The organism is candidate division Zixibacteria bacterium HGW-Zixibacteria-1, assembly GCA_002838945.1.
GTDB lineage: Bacteria > Zixibacteria > MSB-5A5 > GN15 > PGXB01 > PGXB01.
This window is the reverse complement of record PGXB01000061.1, coordinates 1-15,969: the sequence shown is the minus strand read 5'-3', so window position 1 is coordinate 15,969 and position 15,969 is coordinate 1. Positions and strand designations below refer to the sequence as shown.

Genomic DNA, 15,969 nt, shown 5'->3' with positions numbered 1-15,969 from the left:
ACACATGGCCAAGGAAAAATTTATCAGAACGAAGCCGCATGTTAATGTCGGAACGATTGGACATGTCGACCACGGTAAGACGACATTGACGGCTGCGATGACGATGGTGTTGTCGCGGAAGGGACATTCGGCGATTCGGACGTTTGATTCGATCGACAATGCTCCCGAAGAGCGTGAACGCGGCATCACGATAGCGACGGCGCATGTCGAGTATGAGACGGACAAGCGTCACTACGCGCATGTTGACTGTCCGGGACACGCCGATTATATCAAGAACATGATAACGGGTGCGGCCCAGATGGACGGTGCGGTGCTGGTGGTCTCGGCGGCGGACGGCCCGATGCCTCAGACGCGGGAGCATATTCTGCTGGCCCGTCAGGTGGGTGTTCCTTATATCGTTGTTTATATGAATAAAGTCGACATGGTCGATGATCCGGAGTTGCTGGATCTGGTCGAGCTTGAGGTTCGCGATTTGCTGACGAAGTATCAGTTTCCCGGTGATGATATTCCGGTTATCCGGGGCTCGGCTTTGCAGGCGATGACGAAGGCCTCCGACCCGAACATAAAGGACGACGAATCGTTCAAGTCGATTTACGAGTTGCTGGAGGCGCTGGACACGTACATTCCGCAGCCGCAGCGGGACATTGATAAGCCGTTTTTGATGCCGGTTGAGGACGTTTTCTCGATCACCGGCCGCGGGACGGTCGGGACGGGTCGTATCGAGCGTGGCCGTGTGAAGATAGGTGAGGAAGTCGAGCTGGTCGGGATTCGCGACACGCGCAAGACGGTTTGCACGGGTGTTGAGATGTTCCGTAAGATCCTTGATTCGGGCGAAGCGGGCGACAATGTCGGTTTGCTACTTCGTGGTATCGACAAGGACGAGATTGAGCGCGGGATGGTGGTTGCGAAACCGGGCTCGATCACGCCGCACAAGAAATTCAAGGCGGGGATATATGTTTTGAGCAAGGAAGAGGGCGGTCGTCACACGCCGTTTTTCAACGGTTATCGTCCGCAGTTTTATTTTCGGACGACGGACGTGACGGGCTCGCGGAGCTTCAGACTCCGATCGCGATGGAGAAGGAACTGCGTTTTGCCATCCGCGAAGGCGGCCGGACCGTCGGCGCCGGCGTTATTGCCGAGATAATTGAGTAAATTGGATACATAACTATAGACTGAGAGAATGCTGTTATGCCGAGAGACAAAATCATTTTGGCCTGTAACGATTGCAAGCAGCGCAATTACTTTATGACCAAGAATAAACGGACTCATCCGGAGCGAGTGGAGTTTAAGAAATATTGCCCGTTTTGCAATAAACACACGGCGCACAAGGAGACGCGGTAACGTCGAATTGAATTTACAGGCCAGTAGCTCCAATGGTTAGAGCGCCGGTCTCCAAAACCGGATGTTGGGGGTTCGAGTCCCTCCTGGCCTGCTAATAAGATAAAGGTTAAAAATGTTTGCAAATTTTGTAAAGTTCTTAAAGGAAGTTCGGGCTGAACTTAAAAAGGTCACCTGGCCGACAAGGCGTGAGCTGATTGGATCGACAATAGTGACGGTGGTTGTTACCGTCATCATTTCCGTCTTTATCGGCTTTGTCGACCGGTTACTGGCTTTGGCGACCCGAGTCATTTTTGGATGAGGCAGGTACACTCATGACTTTACGCTGGTATGCAGTTCATACATATTCCGGTCACGAGCAGAAGGCCAAGAAATATCTTGAGTCGGTTATCGAAACCGCCGGCCTTCAGGAAAAATTCGGTCAGATTCTGATTCCGACCGAGCAGGTGACCGAGATGAAGCAGGGTAAGAGGACCACCTCGACCAAGAAATTTCTGCCCAGTTATATATTGGTGGAGATGGAGCTGGATCAGGTGACTCAGAACCTGGTCATAAATGCCCCCAGCATCACCAATTTTGTGGGCGCCGGCGGCAAACCGCATCCACTCAAACCCAAGGAAGTAGATCGGATAATGGGGCAGGTGGATCGTTCCCGCACCGCTGAGGTTTCCGATGTTCCTTACAAGGCCGGTGATTCGGTCAAGGTCATTGACGGACCTTTTGCCGATTTTGCCGGTTTTGTCAGCGAAGTCAATATGGAGCGAAAGAAAATAAAGGTTATGGTCTCGATTTTTGGTCGCCCGACGCCCGTCGAGCTTGATTTCCTGCAGATTGAACCTGTTAAGCAGAAGTCCTGACCGGATAGAATTCAGTTTTTGGAGATAGTAAATTGGCTAAAAAGGTAAACACAACAATTAAGTTGCAGATTCCTGCGGGTAATGCCAACCCGGCCCCGCCGGTCGGACCGGCACTGGGACAGCATGGCCTGAATATCATGGAATTCTGCAAGGCGTTTAATGCCAAAACGCAAAACCTCGGCGGCATTATCACTCCGGTGGTGATTACGGTTTACACCGATAAGACATTCACATTTGTGACCAAAACGCCGCCCGCATCGGTTTTGTTAAAGAAAGCAGCCAGCGTCCCGAAAGGGTCCGGAGAACCCAACCGCAATAAAGTGGGCTCCGTCAGCCTGAAACAGATTCGCGAGATCGCCGAGCTGAAAATGGTTGATCTTAATGCCGCCAGTATCGAAAACGCAATGGCGATGGTGGCCGGAACCGCCCGTTCGATGGGGCTGGATGTGGTGGATTAACAACATTATTCGATTGCACCTGTCCGATGCAAATCGCGCACGGGGAGAATAGGAGATTATGAAACGATCAAAGAAGTACAAAGGCTATCGGGAACATGTCGATCGCACCAAGACATATCCACTTGATGAAGCCTTAAAAATCATCAAGGAATACAGCTTCTGCAAATTCGATGAGACGGTGGAAGTTGCCGCCCGGCTGGGGGTGAATCCGAAACATGCCGATCAAATGGTTCGCGGAACCGTCGCGCTTCCGCATGGAACCGGTCGCAAGGTGCGTGTGCTCGTTTTCGCCCAGGGAGAAAAGGAAGAAGAGGCCAAGGCCGCCGGCGCCGATTTCGTCGGCTCGCAGGAATTGGTCGAAAAAATACAGGGAGGCTGGACGGATTTTGATGTTGCCGTGGCCACCCCGGATATGATGAAAGTTGTCGGCCGTCTCGGTAAGATTTTGGGCGCACGCGGGCTGATGCCCAACCCCAAATCGGGAACCGTGACTCTCGATGTGGCGCGTTCCGTCAAGGAACTTAAAGCCGGTCGAATCGAATACCGTGTCGACCGTCAGGCCAATATCGCCGTTCCGATCGGCAAGGTTTCCTTTACACAGGAACAGCTGGCCGAAAACTTTAATACTTTTGTTGATGCTCTGATGAAAGCCAAACCGTCATCGGCCAAAGGAACTTACATGAAAGGCCTGTCGATTTGCTCAACCATGGGCGTGGGTATTAAACTTGACCATCAAGCTGTCCTGGCTGATATGAAGAAATAGGGGTGATCGATATGCCTAAAGCAGAAAAAGTTACAGTTGTCGATGACGTCAGGAAGTTTATGGAGGAAGCCAAATCCTTCTTTATTACTGATTATTCCGGATTGAATGTGGAAGATATAACCCTTCTCCGGAAAAACTTGAGAGAGAATTCGATCAAGTACCTGGTTGCAAAAAATACATTGGTGAAAATCGCGGCCAAAGATGCCGGTTACGAAAATATTGTCGAATTTCTCTCGGGCCCGACGGCGATTGCTTTCGGAACCGATGATCCGGCAGTTCCGGCCAAGATTCTCTATGATTCATTTAAAACCAAGGAGAAGCCGGTCATAAAAGCCTTCGTGCTTGACAAGGAACTATATAAGGGTTCCGATATTGTCCGTCTGGCCGAACTGCCTCCGAGGGATATATTGCTGGCTCAGTTGATTGGTGCGGTCGAATCGCCGTTCCAGGCCCTGATCGGCTCAGTGAATGCTGTTATGCAGGAACTGGTTGCCACCATCGATGCGCTGGCCAAAGAAAGAGGATAAGTAAAACAAGGGCTTCAGGTCGTTTTCGGATCAAGCTTCTCAACGGGATCTCGCCCGCTCGTTGGATTCGGTAGAAATGGCCGGGAAAAATTAAAATAAGTTCTGAAAAGAAAATTGAAAGGATAAAGAAAATGGCTGACAATCCTGTAATCAACGAAATCGTCGAGAAGATAGCTTCACTATCTGCGATGGACCTGGCTGATCTTTCGAAAGCGATCCAGGATAAGTTTGGTGTCACTCCGATGGCGGCGATGGCGGCGGCTCCGGCTGCAGCCGGCGGTGCGGCGGAAGTGGTTGAAAAGACGGAATTTGATGTGGTTCTTAACGCGGCTGGAGATAAGAAGATTCAGGTTATCAAGGTTGTCCGTGAGCTTACTAGTCTCGGTCTGAAAGAAGCCAAAGATCTGGTCGACAGTGCCCCTTCGAAAGTCAAGGAAGGTATTTCCAAGGAAGAGGCTCAGGCTGCAGTGGAGAAATTGCAGGAAGTCGGCGCCCAGGTTGAGATTAAGTAGATATTTCCCCGGGCAGGGAACTTTTAGATTGTTGATCTGTTACACCGTGGGGTGTTTCGGATTATCCCGAAATGTTTTATTGTCCGGCGAAGAGGCTGTTGAATTGGCCCCTGAGACAAATTACTTAGATAATTTGTCAGGGCATGAAGTAATGAAAAGCAGAATCGCCGATGCGAAGTTTATGGCTTTTTACATTCGTTTCTAATATCCCATTTCGCATCTGCACGAATCTGTGGCTGGGGCGTTTTTATAAAATCTAAGAGGAGGATATTTTGGCACGCAAAAAAACAGTCGAAAGACTTAGTTATCAAACAATTCCGGAAGCGGCCGAAATGCCGAATCTGCTGGAAGTCCTTTTGGATTCTTATAATAGTTTTCTTCAGACTGAAGTTCGGCCTGATAAAAGAATCAATTATGGCCTTCAGCAGATATTTACAGAAATCTTTCCCATCTCCGATATTAATGAAAACTATTCTCTCGAGTTTGTCCGTTATACTCTTGGAACCCCCCGTTATTCGGTCGATGAGTGCCGCGAAAGGAATATGACCTTTGCCGCTCCCTTGAGAGCGACTCTCCGATTAATCTCTTACCAGACCGAAGGAGAACAGAAGGAAGTCAAGGAAATTATTGAGCAGGATGTTTATCTGGGCGAACTGCCGCTCATTACGCAATGGGGCACCTTTGTTATTAATGGCGCCGAACGCGTAATTGTCAGTCAGTTGCACCGTTCACCCGGTGTTTTCTTTGACGAACAGGTGCATCCCAACGGTAAATTGCTTTATTCCGCACGGATTATTCCATATCGCGGCAGCTGGCTTGAGTTTATTATCGACGTCAATGACGTCATGCATGTTCATATCGATTCCCGGCGCAAGCTGACCGTTACCACGCTCCTGCGCGCCATTTCATATTCCACCGATGAAGAACTGATCAAAGCTTTCTATAAGGTTGAAGCTTTCGATTTGTCGAGCATCAAGGAAGAGGAGATCGATGAATATGTCGCGGCGGAGTCAGTCGTGGATAAAGAGACCGGCGAGGTTGCCGTGAGCGCCGGCGATGCCCTGACCGTCAAACTTCTGGATGCCCTTAAAGAACTGAAGATTAAGAAACTGAAAATGGTCCGGAAGGAAAATCCTCGTGATGCCCTGGTGATTATCAATACAATCAGAAAGGACCCGGCCAAATCGCGGGAAGAGGCGCTGGCCAAAATATACTCGCTGCTTCGTCCGGGCGAACCGCCCACGATGGAGATGGCCGAGGCCCTGCTGGAAAAATTGTTCTTTAATACCAAACGCTACGATCTGGGTGAAGTCGGCCGCTACATGATTAATCAGCGGCTCAGCCTCGATATTCCTCTCGACAAGACGATTCTTGACCTGAAAGACTTCGCCAGCATTATCGTCTACCTGATCGGCCTGCGCAACGGCATCGGTTTTGTGGATGATATCGATCATCTGGGCAATCGTCGCGCCAGAACCGTCGGCGAACTGCTGTCGAATCTGTTTTCGGTCGGTCTTTCGCGCGTCGCCAAATCGATCCGTGAAAGATTGTCTCTTAAGGATAGCGATCCCATTACGCCTCAGCTTCTTGTGAATGCCAGAACGGTTTCGGCCGTCATCGATACTTTCTTCGGATCGTCGCAGCTTTCCCAGTTCATGGACCAGACCAACCCTCTGGCCGAGTTGACCCACAAACGCCGCTTGTCGGCTCTGGGACCGGGCGGGCTTACCCGTGAACGAGCCGGGTTTGAGGTCCGCGATGTGCATCATACCCACTACGGCCGTATTTGTCCTATTGAAACTCCTGAAGGTCCCAACATTGGTTTGATTGCCTCGATGGCCACTTTCGCCAGAATTAATAAATACGGATTCCTGGAAACACCGTATCGCAAAGTTGTCAACGGGCGGGTAACTGAAGAAATCTCATATCTCAGTGCCGATGAAGAAGACCGGTATATTATTGCCCAGTCCGACGAGAAGAACGACAAGAACGGCAAGCTCATTAATGAGACTATCAGGGCGCGCGCCCGGACCGATTATCCTATCGTTGCGCCGGACAAAATCAACTATATGGAAGTGTCTCCGAGGCAGTTGGTTTCGGTGGCCGCCTCGATGATTCCTTTCCTCGATCACGATGATGCCAACCGTGCCCTTATGGGTTCAAACATGCAGCGCCAGGCCGTTCCGCTTCTGGTTACACAGTCACCCGTGGTCGGTACCGGCATGGAGCATAAAGTGGCCGTCGATTCCGGGGCGGCTGTTGTCGCCCGCCAGCCCGGGACCGTTATCTATGCGGCGGCAAGCAAAATTATCATCAAGCCCGACGTTAAACCGAAAGAGAGCGAGTTGGGATACTTCGAGGACGATGAATATCCTCTGACTAAATTCCGTCGCTCCAACCAGGATACCTGCATCAGCTATAAGCCGATTGTCGAAGAGGGCGACCATGTTGAAAAAGGTCAGGTAATTGCCGATGGCCCGGCCACCGATGCCGGCGAACTGGCCCTTGGGTATAACGTTCTGGTCGGCTTTATGCCGTGGCGCGGGTACAACTATGAAGACGCTATTATTATTTCGGAAAAATTAATCCGTGACGATGTCTTCTCGTCGATTCATATCGAGGAATTCGAATTGCAGGTCCGCGACACCAAGCGCGGCGCCGAAGAAATCACGCGGGAAATTCCCAATGTGTCTGAAGAAGCCCTGCTGAATATGGATGAACGCGGTATTGTCCGTGTCGGTGCCGAAATCGAGGCAGGTGATATTCTGGTCGGAAAAGTGACCCCCAAGGGTGAAACCGAACTGTCGCCCGAGGAAAGACTGCTTCGCGCCATCTTTGGCGAAAAAGCCGGTGACGTGAAGGACGCTTCGTTGAAAGCGCCGCCCGGCATGAAGGGTATTGTCATCGATACCAAGGTTTTTTCCAGAAAAGAAAGAACCGAAGATGCCAAGAAAGCCGAAAAAAATGATATTGCTCAGATTAAACGGCGCTTTGGCAAAATTAAGAACGGCATTATCGAGCATCGCAATAAACGGATAGCCGAGATTCTCAGCGGCGAATCCAGTAATACGGTCCGGTCCAAAATCGATAATTCCGTAATAGTTCGTGCCGGCCATAAATATGATGAAGAATTTTTGCTGAAATTCGATTTCGATTCGGCCTTTGCTCCGGACGGATACGGCAGTAATGCCAATATCAGCAAGAAGGCGGACAAGGTTCTTGAAGAAGCGGCCAGGCTGATTGCCGTCAAGGAAGATGAGATGGCCGTTGAAATCGATAAGATTGTCCGCGGCGCCGAACTGCCTCCCGGAGTCAGGCAGCTGGTCAAGGTCAAAGTTGCTATTCGGCGCAAGCTGTCGGTCGGTGATAAAATGGCGGGACGCCATGGTAATAAAGGCGTTGTGTCCAAGATTGTCCCGGTCGAGGACATGCCGTATCTTGAAGATGGAACTCCGGTTGACATTTTGTTGAATCCGCTCGGCGTGCCGTCGCGTATGAACGTGGGCCAGGTGCTCGAAACTCACCTGGGATGGGCCGCCAGCAAGCTCAACATCAAAGTGGCCACGCCGGTTTTCGACGGCGCCAGTCATGATCAGATCAAGGAAATGCTTGAGAAATCCGGTCTTCCGGTCAGCGGCAAGGTTAAGATGTACGACGGTTATACGGGCGTGTCATTCGCCAGCGAGATTACCGTCGGCATCATTTATATGATGAAACTGTCACATCTGGTTGACGACAAAATCCATGCCCGCTCAATCGGCCCCTACAGCCTTGTTACACAACAGCCTCTGGGCGGCAAGGCTCAATTCGGCGGCCAGCGGTTCGGTGAAATGGAAGTCTGGGCCATGGAGGCATACGGTGCCGCCTACACCCTGCAGGAACTTCTGACAGTAAAATCAGATGATGTGACCGGCCGAAGCAAGGTTTATGAGGCCATTGTGAAGGGTGAAAACCCGCCCGAACCGGGCATCCCCGAATCGTTTAATGTCCTTGTCAAGGAATTGCAGGGACTCGGTCTGGATGTCAGACTTATTGAGAAGTAGTTTTTTATAGATTTTGATGATTTTATTGAAAACAGATGCCGTTGACCGGCAATGAGATAAAAGGAGTTAAACAGTGGTTAACCTGCCTTCAAACATCCCGAGAGTTCAGCAGAAAAAGCCGTCGGATTTTTCTGCGATTCAGGTTCAGTTGGCTTCCCCCGAGACCATCCTTTCATGGTCCTTTGGTGAAGTTACCAAACCTGAGACTATCAATTACCGGTCGTTCAAGCCGGAACGGGACGGGCTCTTTTGCGAGAGAATCTTCGGGCCCGTTAAGGATTGGGAATGTAACTGTGGCAAGTACAAAAGGATTCGCTTCCGCGGTATTGTCTGCGACCGCTGCGGAGTAGAGGTGACATTATCCAAGGTGCGGCGCGAAAGAATGGGGCATATCGAACTGGCCGTGCCCGTCACTCATATCTGGTTTGTGAAATCACTTCCGTCACGTATAGGTTATCTGCTGGATCTGTCTGTCCGCGAGCTGGAAAAAATCATCTACTACGAATCTTATATAATGATCGATCCCGGTAACACTTCCTATCAGGAGCGGGATATCATTACCGAAGAGGAATATCTTGAACTGGAAGAAAGCGGCAAAGAGTTTGATGCCCGGATGGGTGCCGATGCCGTTCGCGAATTGCTTTCCCGGATGGATATCGAGCAGCTTGCCATCGATCTTCGCACCCAGGTCAAGGTCGAAACCTCTGTCCAGAGACAGAAAGATGCTTTGAAACGGCTGAAGATTATCGAGGCCTTCCGGCAGTCGACCAACCATCCTGAATGGATGGTGATGAGTACGATTCCGGTTATCCCGCCCGATCTTCGCCCGCTGGTGCCTCTTGAAGGCGGCCGCTTTGCCACGTCCGACCTGAATGACCTTTATCGCCGTGTCATCAACCGCAACAACCGGTTGAAAAAACTTATGGATATTCAGGCGCCGGATGTCATTCTGCGCAATGAGAAAAGAATGTTACAGGAAGCGGTTGACGCTCTCTTCGATAACGGCCGCCGGACCCATTCCGTTCGCGGCGATTCCAAGCGGCCCCTCAAGTCACTGTCCGATCTTCTGAAAGGCAAACAGGGACGCTTCCGCCAGAATCTGCTCGGCAAGCGTGTCGATTATTCGGGCCGCTCGGTTATTGTGGTTGGTCCCGAATTAAAACTATATCAATGCGGTCTGCCGAAAAACATGGCCCTGGAACTGTTCAAGCCCTTCATCATCATGAAGCTTGAGGAGAAAGGCTATGTTCAAACCGTCAAGTCCGCTAAAAAGCTGGTCGAAAGAGAACGCCCCGAGGTCTGGGATATTCTCGAAGAAATCATCGAGGACCATCCCATTCTGCTGAACCGCGCCCCGACTCTGCATCGTCTGGGCATCCAGGCCTTCTACCCGGTTCTTGTCGAGGGCAAAGCCATACGTCTGCATCCGCTCGTCTGCGCGGCTTTCAATGCCGACTTCGACGGCGACCAGATGGCGGTTCATATTCCGCTGTCCTTCGAGGCCCAGCTTGAGGCCCGCATGCTGATGCTGGCCTCCAATAATCTTCTGCTGCCGTCCTCCGGCCGCCCGGTCGCGGTGCCGTCGCAGGATATGGTTATCGGCTGCTATTACCTGACCAAAACCAGGTCCGGAGCCAAGGGTGAAGGCATGGCCTTTTACGACACCGATGAAGCGCTGGCGGCGTATGCCGGCGACCAGGTCGAGCTGCACGCCCAGGTTAAGATCAGGATGAATGGCAGTTTGGTAGAAACATCGCCCGGAAGAGTGATTTTTAATCAGATTATGCCCAAGGAAATGCCGTTCTTTAACGAGGTGGCCGCCAAGGCAAAAATGGAACAGTTGGTGCTTGACTGTTACCGCCAGGTCGGTAACGCTCGAACCGTCGAATTTCTTGATAAGTTAAAAAAGCTCGGTTTTGAATATGCCACCCTGGCCGGGATTACCATATCAATTGACGATATGCTTATCCCGGAAGAAAAGGCCGGTTTAATTGAAGAAGCCAAGAAGCAGGTTGCCAAAATTACTAAACGATATGAGCGCGGTGTCATTACTAACGGTGAACGATATAATCAGGTAATCGACGTCTGGACCAAGACAACCTCAGAGGTGGCCCAGGTTATGTTTGAGAATCTGGCCCGGGATCGCCAGGGCTTCAACCCGATTTACATGATGGCTGATTCCGGCGCCCGTGGTTCCAAGGAGCAGATCCGTCAGTTGGCCGGAATGCGCGGTTTGATGGCAAAACCGCAGAAGAAAATCACCGGCGGCGTCGGCGAAATTATTGAGTCGCCGATTATTTCAAACTTCCGCGAAGGTCTCTCGGTGATGGAGTACTTCATTTCCACTCATGGAGCCCGAAAAGGTCTGGCTGATACTGCCTTGAAGACGGCCGACGCCGGTTATCTGACCCGCCGTCTGGTCGATGTCGCCCAGGATGTGATTATTACCGAAGATAATTGCAATACCATTCTGGGGCTGAATACCTATGCCCTTAAAGAGGGTGAAGAAGTAATCGAATCGCTTCGCGACCGTATTCTCGGCCGTGTTGCCCTGGAAGATGTCTTTGATCCAATTACCGATGAAATTATTGTCGAAGCCGGTCAGGAGATCCGGGAAGATCATTCCGTGGCTATCGAGGATGCCGGTATTGATTCGGTTCGAATCCGTTCGGTTTTGACCTGCGAATCACCGCGCGGTGTTTGTCGCGACTGCTACGGCCGTAATCTTTCGTCCATGAGATTGGTTGATATCGGTGAGGCTGTAGGTGTTATTGCCGCCCAGTCGATCGGCGAGCCGGGCACTCAGCTGACCCTGCGAACTTTCCATATCGGTGGTGCCGCCGCCCGTATTGCGGAGCAATCGAAAGTTGAGTCGAAATATAACGGCAAGGTGGTCTATATTAATGTCAAGACCATCAGTCGTCCCGATGAAACCCGCATTGTTACGGGCCGAGAAGGTGAGATTCATGTTATCGACGATCGTGGGCGGGTCCGTTCCCGGATGAAAATCCCTTATGGTTCGGTCCTTGTGGTTAAAGAAGATGCCGCAATCACGAAAGGTGACACAATTTTCGAATGGGATCCTTATTCCAACACCATCGTCTCAGAATTTGGCGGTAAAATTGTCTTCAAAGATATCATCCCCGATGTTTCTCTCCGAGAGGAACTCGATGAAACCACCGGTTTGATTCAGCCGATTATTGTTGAAGAACGTGAAAAGGCTCTTTTCCCGACCATTATCATCCAGAATCCCAAGGGCAAAGAGCTTGGCAGTTACCGTATTCCGACCGGGGCGCACCTGCTTGTTCAGGCGGGACAGGCGGCTGATGCCGGCGAATTCCTGGTCAAGATTCCGCGTCAGATTTCAAAAACCCGCGATATTACCGGCGGTTTACCGCGCGTTGCCGAGCTGTTCGAGGCTCGCAAACCGCATGATCCGGCCGTTATTTCCGAGGTTGACGGTAATGTCGAATTCGGCAAGACTGTCAGGGGTCAGCAGCAGATCTTTGTCCAGGGCGATGAAGGCGAGACCACGGAATATTTGATTCCGCACGGTCGCCACCTCCATGTCCATGACGGCGATCGGGTTATGGCCGGCGACAGTCTCTGCGAAGGGTCCATTGACCCCCATGATATTTTGAAGGTGTCCGGGGTCAACCGGGTGCAGGAATATCTGGTGAACGAAATCCAGGAAGTCTATCGTCTGCAAGGTGTTAAGATAAATGATAAGCATATCGAGGTAATTGTGCGCCAGATGCTTCAGAAAGTCAGAGTGGAGCATCCCGGCGACACTAATTTCCTTGAGCGCGAACAGGTCGATCGGCTGAAGTTCGCGTCCGAAAATGACCGGGTAATCGCTGAAGGCGGCGAGCCGGCCACTTTTGAACCGCTTCTTCTGGGTATAACCAAGGCGTCGCTGTCAACCGAAAGCTTTATTTCGGCGGCGTCGTTCCAGGAAACCACCAAGGTTTTGACCGAGGCGGCCATTAACGGAAAAATAGACCATTTAAGGGGTCTTAAGGAAAATGTAATTATCGGGCATTTGATTCCGGCCGGCACCGGCGTGGAAATTTACCACGGCGTTACGGTCCTGACGGAAGATGAGGAAAATCACGGTGGGGACTCGGATGAGTCCGTTGCCAATATTTTCCAAGAAAATGCTTGACATTATAAACATATTTGATAAATTACGAATCTCTTTTTGACTGGGCTTTTGTAATTTTGGAGGTGTTGTATTGCCACGGATTAGTCAGTTGATACGAAAAGGCCGGAAGATAGTGAAATCGAAGACTACCACACCGGCGTTAAAGGGCAGTCCTCAGAAACGGGGAGTCTGCACAAGAGTTTATACATCGACGCCGAAGAAGCCGAATTCCGCACTGCGTAAAGTTGCCCGTGTTAGGTTGACTAATCAAATGGAAGTTACTGCATATATTCCTGGAGAAGGTCATAACCTCCAGGAACATTCCATCGTCCTTATTCGCGGCGGTCGTGTTAAGGACCTTCCCGGTGTCCGCTATCATATCATTCGCGGCACCATGGATGCCTCGGGAGTGGCCGACAGAATGCAGAGCCGGTCAAAATATGGCGCAAAGAAGCCAAAAAAGTAATGTGAAAAGGTGAGTAATGCCAAGAAAGAATACGCCGACTAAAAGGGAATTAATTCCGGACACCAAATATGGTGATTACCTGGTCGCCAAGTTCATCGGTTTTCTGATGAAGCGAGGCAAAAGATCCACGGCCGAAAAGATTTTTTATTCCGCCATGGATAGTATCGAAAAGAAAACGGGCCAGTCCGGTATCGAAGTGTTTCATAAGGCGCTGAATAATATTAAGCCGGTGCTGGAAGTTAAATCACGCCGTGTCGGCGGCGCCACTTATCAGGTCCCGGTCGAAGTCCGGCAGGACCGTCGCACCGCGCTGGCAATCAGATGGGTTATCTCCTTTTCCACTTCGAGGGGCGAACATACGATGGGTGAAAAACTGGCCTCCGAGTTGGTTGCTGCAGCCAATAATGAGGGCGCTTCGATCAAAAAGAAAGAAGATACTCATAAGATGGCCGAGGCCAATAAGGCTTTTGCGCATTTTAGATGGTAGTTAACTTATTGAAAGGTAAGAAGAAAAGGTAAGGATATTAATTGAAGGCATTTGTTGAGAATCGGTAAGATTTCTTGACAGCTGTAAACCGGGAACCTGCTGAATCAGTTCGGTTGCGGCCTCAAGATTTCTTGTCAGAAGCCAGTGCCGCCTTGATTCAGTAGGGTTTTTTTATGTCCGGAAAGAAGGATCTAAAGCTCATCAGGAATATCGGGATCATGGCTCATATCGATGCCGGTAAGACCACGACGACCGAGCGTATCCTTTTCTACACCGGCAAGACTCACCGCATTGGTGAAGTCGATGACGGTGCTGCAACCATGGATTGGATGGAGCAGGAAAAGGAGAGAGGGATTACTATAACTTCCGCCGCGACTACCTGCTACTGGAACAAGCATGAAATTAATATCATAGATACCCCGGGGCATGTCGATTTCACTATTGAAGTCGAACGTGCTCTTCGCGTTCTCGATGGAGCCGTTGCTCTCTTTTGTGCCGTCGGCGGCGTCGAGCCGCAGTCCGAAACAGTCTGGCTGCAAGCCGACAAATATCGCGTCCCGCGCATTGCTTTTGTCAACAAAATGGATCGCGTCGGGGCCGATTTTTATCGGACTGTTAAAGAAATGAACGAAAAGTTTTCGGTCACCTGCCTCCCGGTGCAAATCCCCGACGGCGAAGAAGATCGCTTCAAAGGGATTGTCGATCTGGTCGGCATGAACTATAGAAAATATGATCAGGAAAGTCAGGGTGCCAGGTTCGAAGAGGGAGCTATTCCCGATCATCTGGTCGAATCGGCCGAAAAGGCCCGCCATGAATTGCTTGAAGCGGTTTCCAATTACAATGACGATTTGCTTGGTAAACTTTTGCGCGACGAACCGGTGGAAAAGGCTGACATCATCCGTGCTATTCGGGCCGCGGTAATTGATTGCTCGTTTGTCCCGGTTCTGTGCGGTTCCGCCCTCAGAAACACCGGCATTCAGAAACTTCTCGATGCCGTTGTCGAGTATCTGCCGGCGCCCATTGACCTCCCCCCGATAAAGGGAGTTTCGACCGACGGTAAAAAGGAAATGTTTCGTCGCCCGGATCCACAGGAACCGGCCGCTGCTCTGGCCTTCAAAATTGTTACCGATCCTCATGCCGGAAAACTCTGTTATATTCGCGTATATTCCGGCGAGATCATTGCGGCAACATATCTGCTTAATCCCAACTCCGGTATAAAAGAACGAGTCGGGCGTATTTTGCGGATGCATTCGAATAAACGCGAGGATGTCGCCCTGGCTCAGGCCGGTGATATTGTCGCCGTAATCGGCTTCAGGAAGACGACCACCGGGGACACTCTTTGTTCGCCGAAACATCCCATTCTGCTTGATATTATGCAATTCCCTGAGCCGGTGATTGCCGTTGCCATTGAGCCGAAATCGAAGGCGGATCAGGAAAAGCTTAATGAGGCTCTGGTTCGGTTGGAAGAAGAAGATCCGACTTTCAGGGTCAGGACCAATCCGGAGACTGGTCAGACCATTATATCCGGAATGGGCGAACTGCATCTCGATATTCTGATTGATCGCATGATTCGTGAATTTCATGTTCATGCCAATATCGGAAAACCGCAGGTGGCCTATAAAGAGACCATTACTCAGGCGGTGGACGCCGAAGGCAAATTCGACCGCCAGACCGGCGGCAAGAACCAATTCGGCCATGTTATCCTTCATGTTGAACCCGCCGCGAATGGTACGCCGTTTGCCTTCCAGAATAAAGCCAGTGATGAAAGTGTTCCGCGTGAGTTTGTTGCGGCTGTGGAAAAGGGTGTCAGGCAATCGATGTCCAACGGTGTCATTGCCGGGTACCCGTTAACCGGAATAAAAATCAGCCTTATAAATGGATCGTCGCGCGATATCGATTCCACCGAACTCGGCTATGAAATTGCGGCCGCGATGGCATTCGAGGATGCCGCCAAACGGGCCAAGCCGGTCGTTCTGGAGCCGGTTATGGATGTTGAAGTGGTCTGTCCTGAGACCTATATGGGAAGCGTCGTTGGTGATCTGAACCAGCGCCGCGGCAAAATTCACGGCATGGTGCCCCGCAATAACCTTCAGGTTATTACGGCCACCGTTCCACTCGGCGAAATGTTCGGCTATGCCACCGCCCTCAGAAATCTCTCGCAGGGAAGAGGTGTTTACACCATGCAGTTCGCCGCCTATGCACCGCTGCCCAAAGATGTTTCGGCCAAAATGTTTGCGAATTTAATGTATACTTAAGATAGACGGAGGAAGTTTTTACACATGGCCAAGGAAAAATTTATCAGAACGAAGCCGCATGTTAATGTCGGAACGATTGGACATGTCGACCACGGTAAGACGACATTGACGGCTGCGAT

The 15,969-nt window shown here is 50.8% G+C and carries 13 protein-coding genes, 1 tRNA gene and 1 pseudogene; all 15 read left to right on the top strand.

Annotation, left to right across the window (positions count from 1 at the left end; genetic code table 11):
* The first annotated feature begins 4 nt into the window (after positions 1-4).
* Positions 5-1,152 (top strand): annotated as a pseudogene (gene tuf, locus CVT49_15710) (elongation factor Tu).
* Between the two features lie 36 nt (positions 1,153-1,188).
* A complete protein-coding gene (gene rpmG / locus CVT49_15705; GenBank protein PKK82060.1) occupies positions 1,189-1,341 on the top strand; it encodes a 50S ribosomal protein L33 in 153 nt (50 codons plus the stop codon).
* A gap of 17 nt (positions 1,342-1,358) precedes the next feature.
* Positions 1,359-1,435: transfer RNA gene (locus CVT49_15700), tRNA-Trp, on the top strand.
* A gap of 18 nt (positions 1,436-1,453) precedes the next feature.
* On the top strand, positions 1,454-1,639 hold the full coding sequence (locus CVT49_15695; GenBank protein PKK82059.1) for a preprotein translocase subunit SecE: 186 nt from the start codon (positions 1,454-1,456) through the stop codon (positions 1,637-1,639).
* Between the two features lie 13 nt (positions 1,640-1,652).
* The gene (locus tag CVT49_15690) at positions 1,653-2,195 is read left to right on the top strand and encodes a transcription termination/antitermination factor NusG (GenBank protein PKK82058.1); all 543 of its coding nucleotides are present in this window, start codon (positions 1,653-1,655) and stop codon (positions 2,193-2,195) included.
* Positions 2,196-2,227: 32 nt separating this feature from the next.
* Complete coding sequence (gene rplK / locus CVT49_15685; protein ID PKK82057.1) at positions 2,228-2,653, top strand: 50S ribosomal protein L11; 426 nt, start codon at positions 2,228-2,230, stop codon at positions 2,651-2,653.
* Between the two features lie 55 nt (positions 2,654-2,708).
* Positions 2,709-3,416, top strand: a complete 708-nt coding sequence (locus tag CVT49_15680) for a 50S ribosomal protein L1 (GenBank protein ID PKK82056.1) — start codon at positions 2,709-2,711, stop codon at positions 3,414-3,416.
* Positions 3,417-3,418: 2 nt separating this feature from the next.
* Positions 3,419-3,943 (top strand): 50S ribosomal protein L10, encoded by a 525-nt coding sequence (gene rplJ, locus CVT49_15675; GenBank protein PKK82055.1) that lies wholly within the window; start codon positions 3,419-3,421, stop codon positions 3,941-3,943.
* 131 nt (positions 3,944-4,074) lie between these two features.
* Complete coding sequence (locus CVT49_15670) at positions 4,075-4,455, top strand: 50S ribosomal protein L7/L12 (GenBank protein PKK82054.1); 381 nt, start codon at positions 4,075-4,077, stop codon at positions 4,453-4,455.
* A gap of 272 nt (positions 4,456-4,727) precedes the next feature.
* Positions 4,728-8,498 carry a DNA-directed RNA polymerase subunit beta gene (rpoB, locus tag CVT49_15665; GenBank protein ID PKK82053.1) on the top strand — a complete coding sequence of 1,257 codons (3,771 nt, stop codon included), beginning with the start codon at positions 4,728-4,730 and terminating at the stop codon, positions 8,496-8,498.
* A gap of 82 nt (positions 8,499-8,580) precedes the next feature.
* Positions 8,581-12,663, top strand: a complete 4,083-nt coding sequence (gene rpoC, locus CVT49_15660) for a DNA-directed RNA polymerase subunit beta' (protein ID PKK82061.1) — start codon at positions 8,581-8,583, stop codon at positions 12,661-12,663.
* Positions 12,664-12,733: 70 nt separating this feature from the next.
* Positions 12,734-13,108 (top strand): 30S ribosomal protein S12, encoded by a 375-nt coding sequence (locus CVT49_15655; protein ID PKK82052.1) that lies wholly within the window; start codon positions 12,734-12,736, stop codon positions 13,106-13,108.
* 16 nt (positions 13,109-13,124) lie between these two features.
* Positions 13,125-13,595, top strand: coding sequence for a 30S ribosomal protein S7 (locus CVT49_15650; GenBank protein ID PKK82051.1), 471 nt, complete (start codon positions 13,125-13,127; stop codon positions 13,593-13,595).
* Positions 13,596-13,768: 173 nt separating this feature from the next.
* Entirely contained in the window at positions 13,769-15,850 is a 2,082-nt protein-coding gene (fusA, locus tag CVT49_15645; protein ID PKK82050.1) for an elongation factor G, read from the top strand.
* Positions 15,851-15,874: 24 nt separating this feature from the next.
* Positions 15,875-15,969 (top strand): elongation factor Tu (locus tag CVT49_15640; protein ID PKK82049.1); only part of this gene is annotated, 95 nt, incomplete at its 3' end.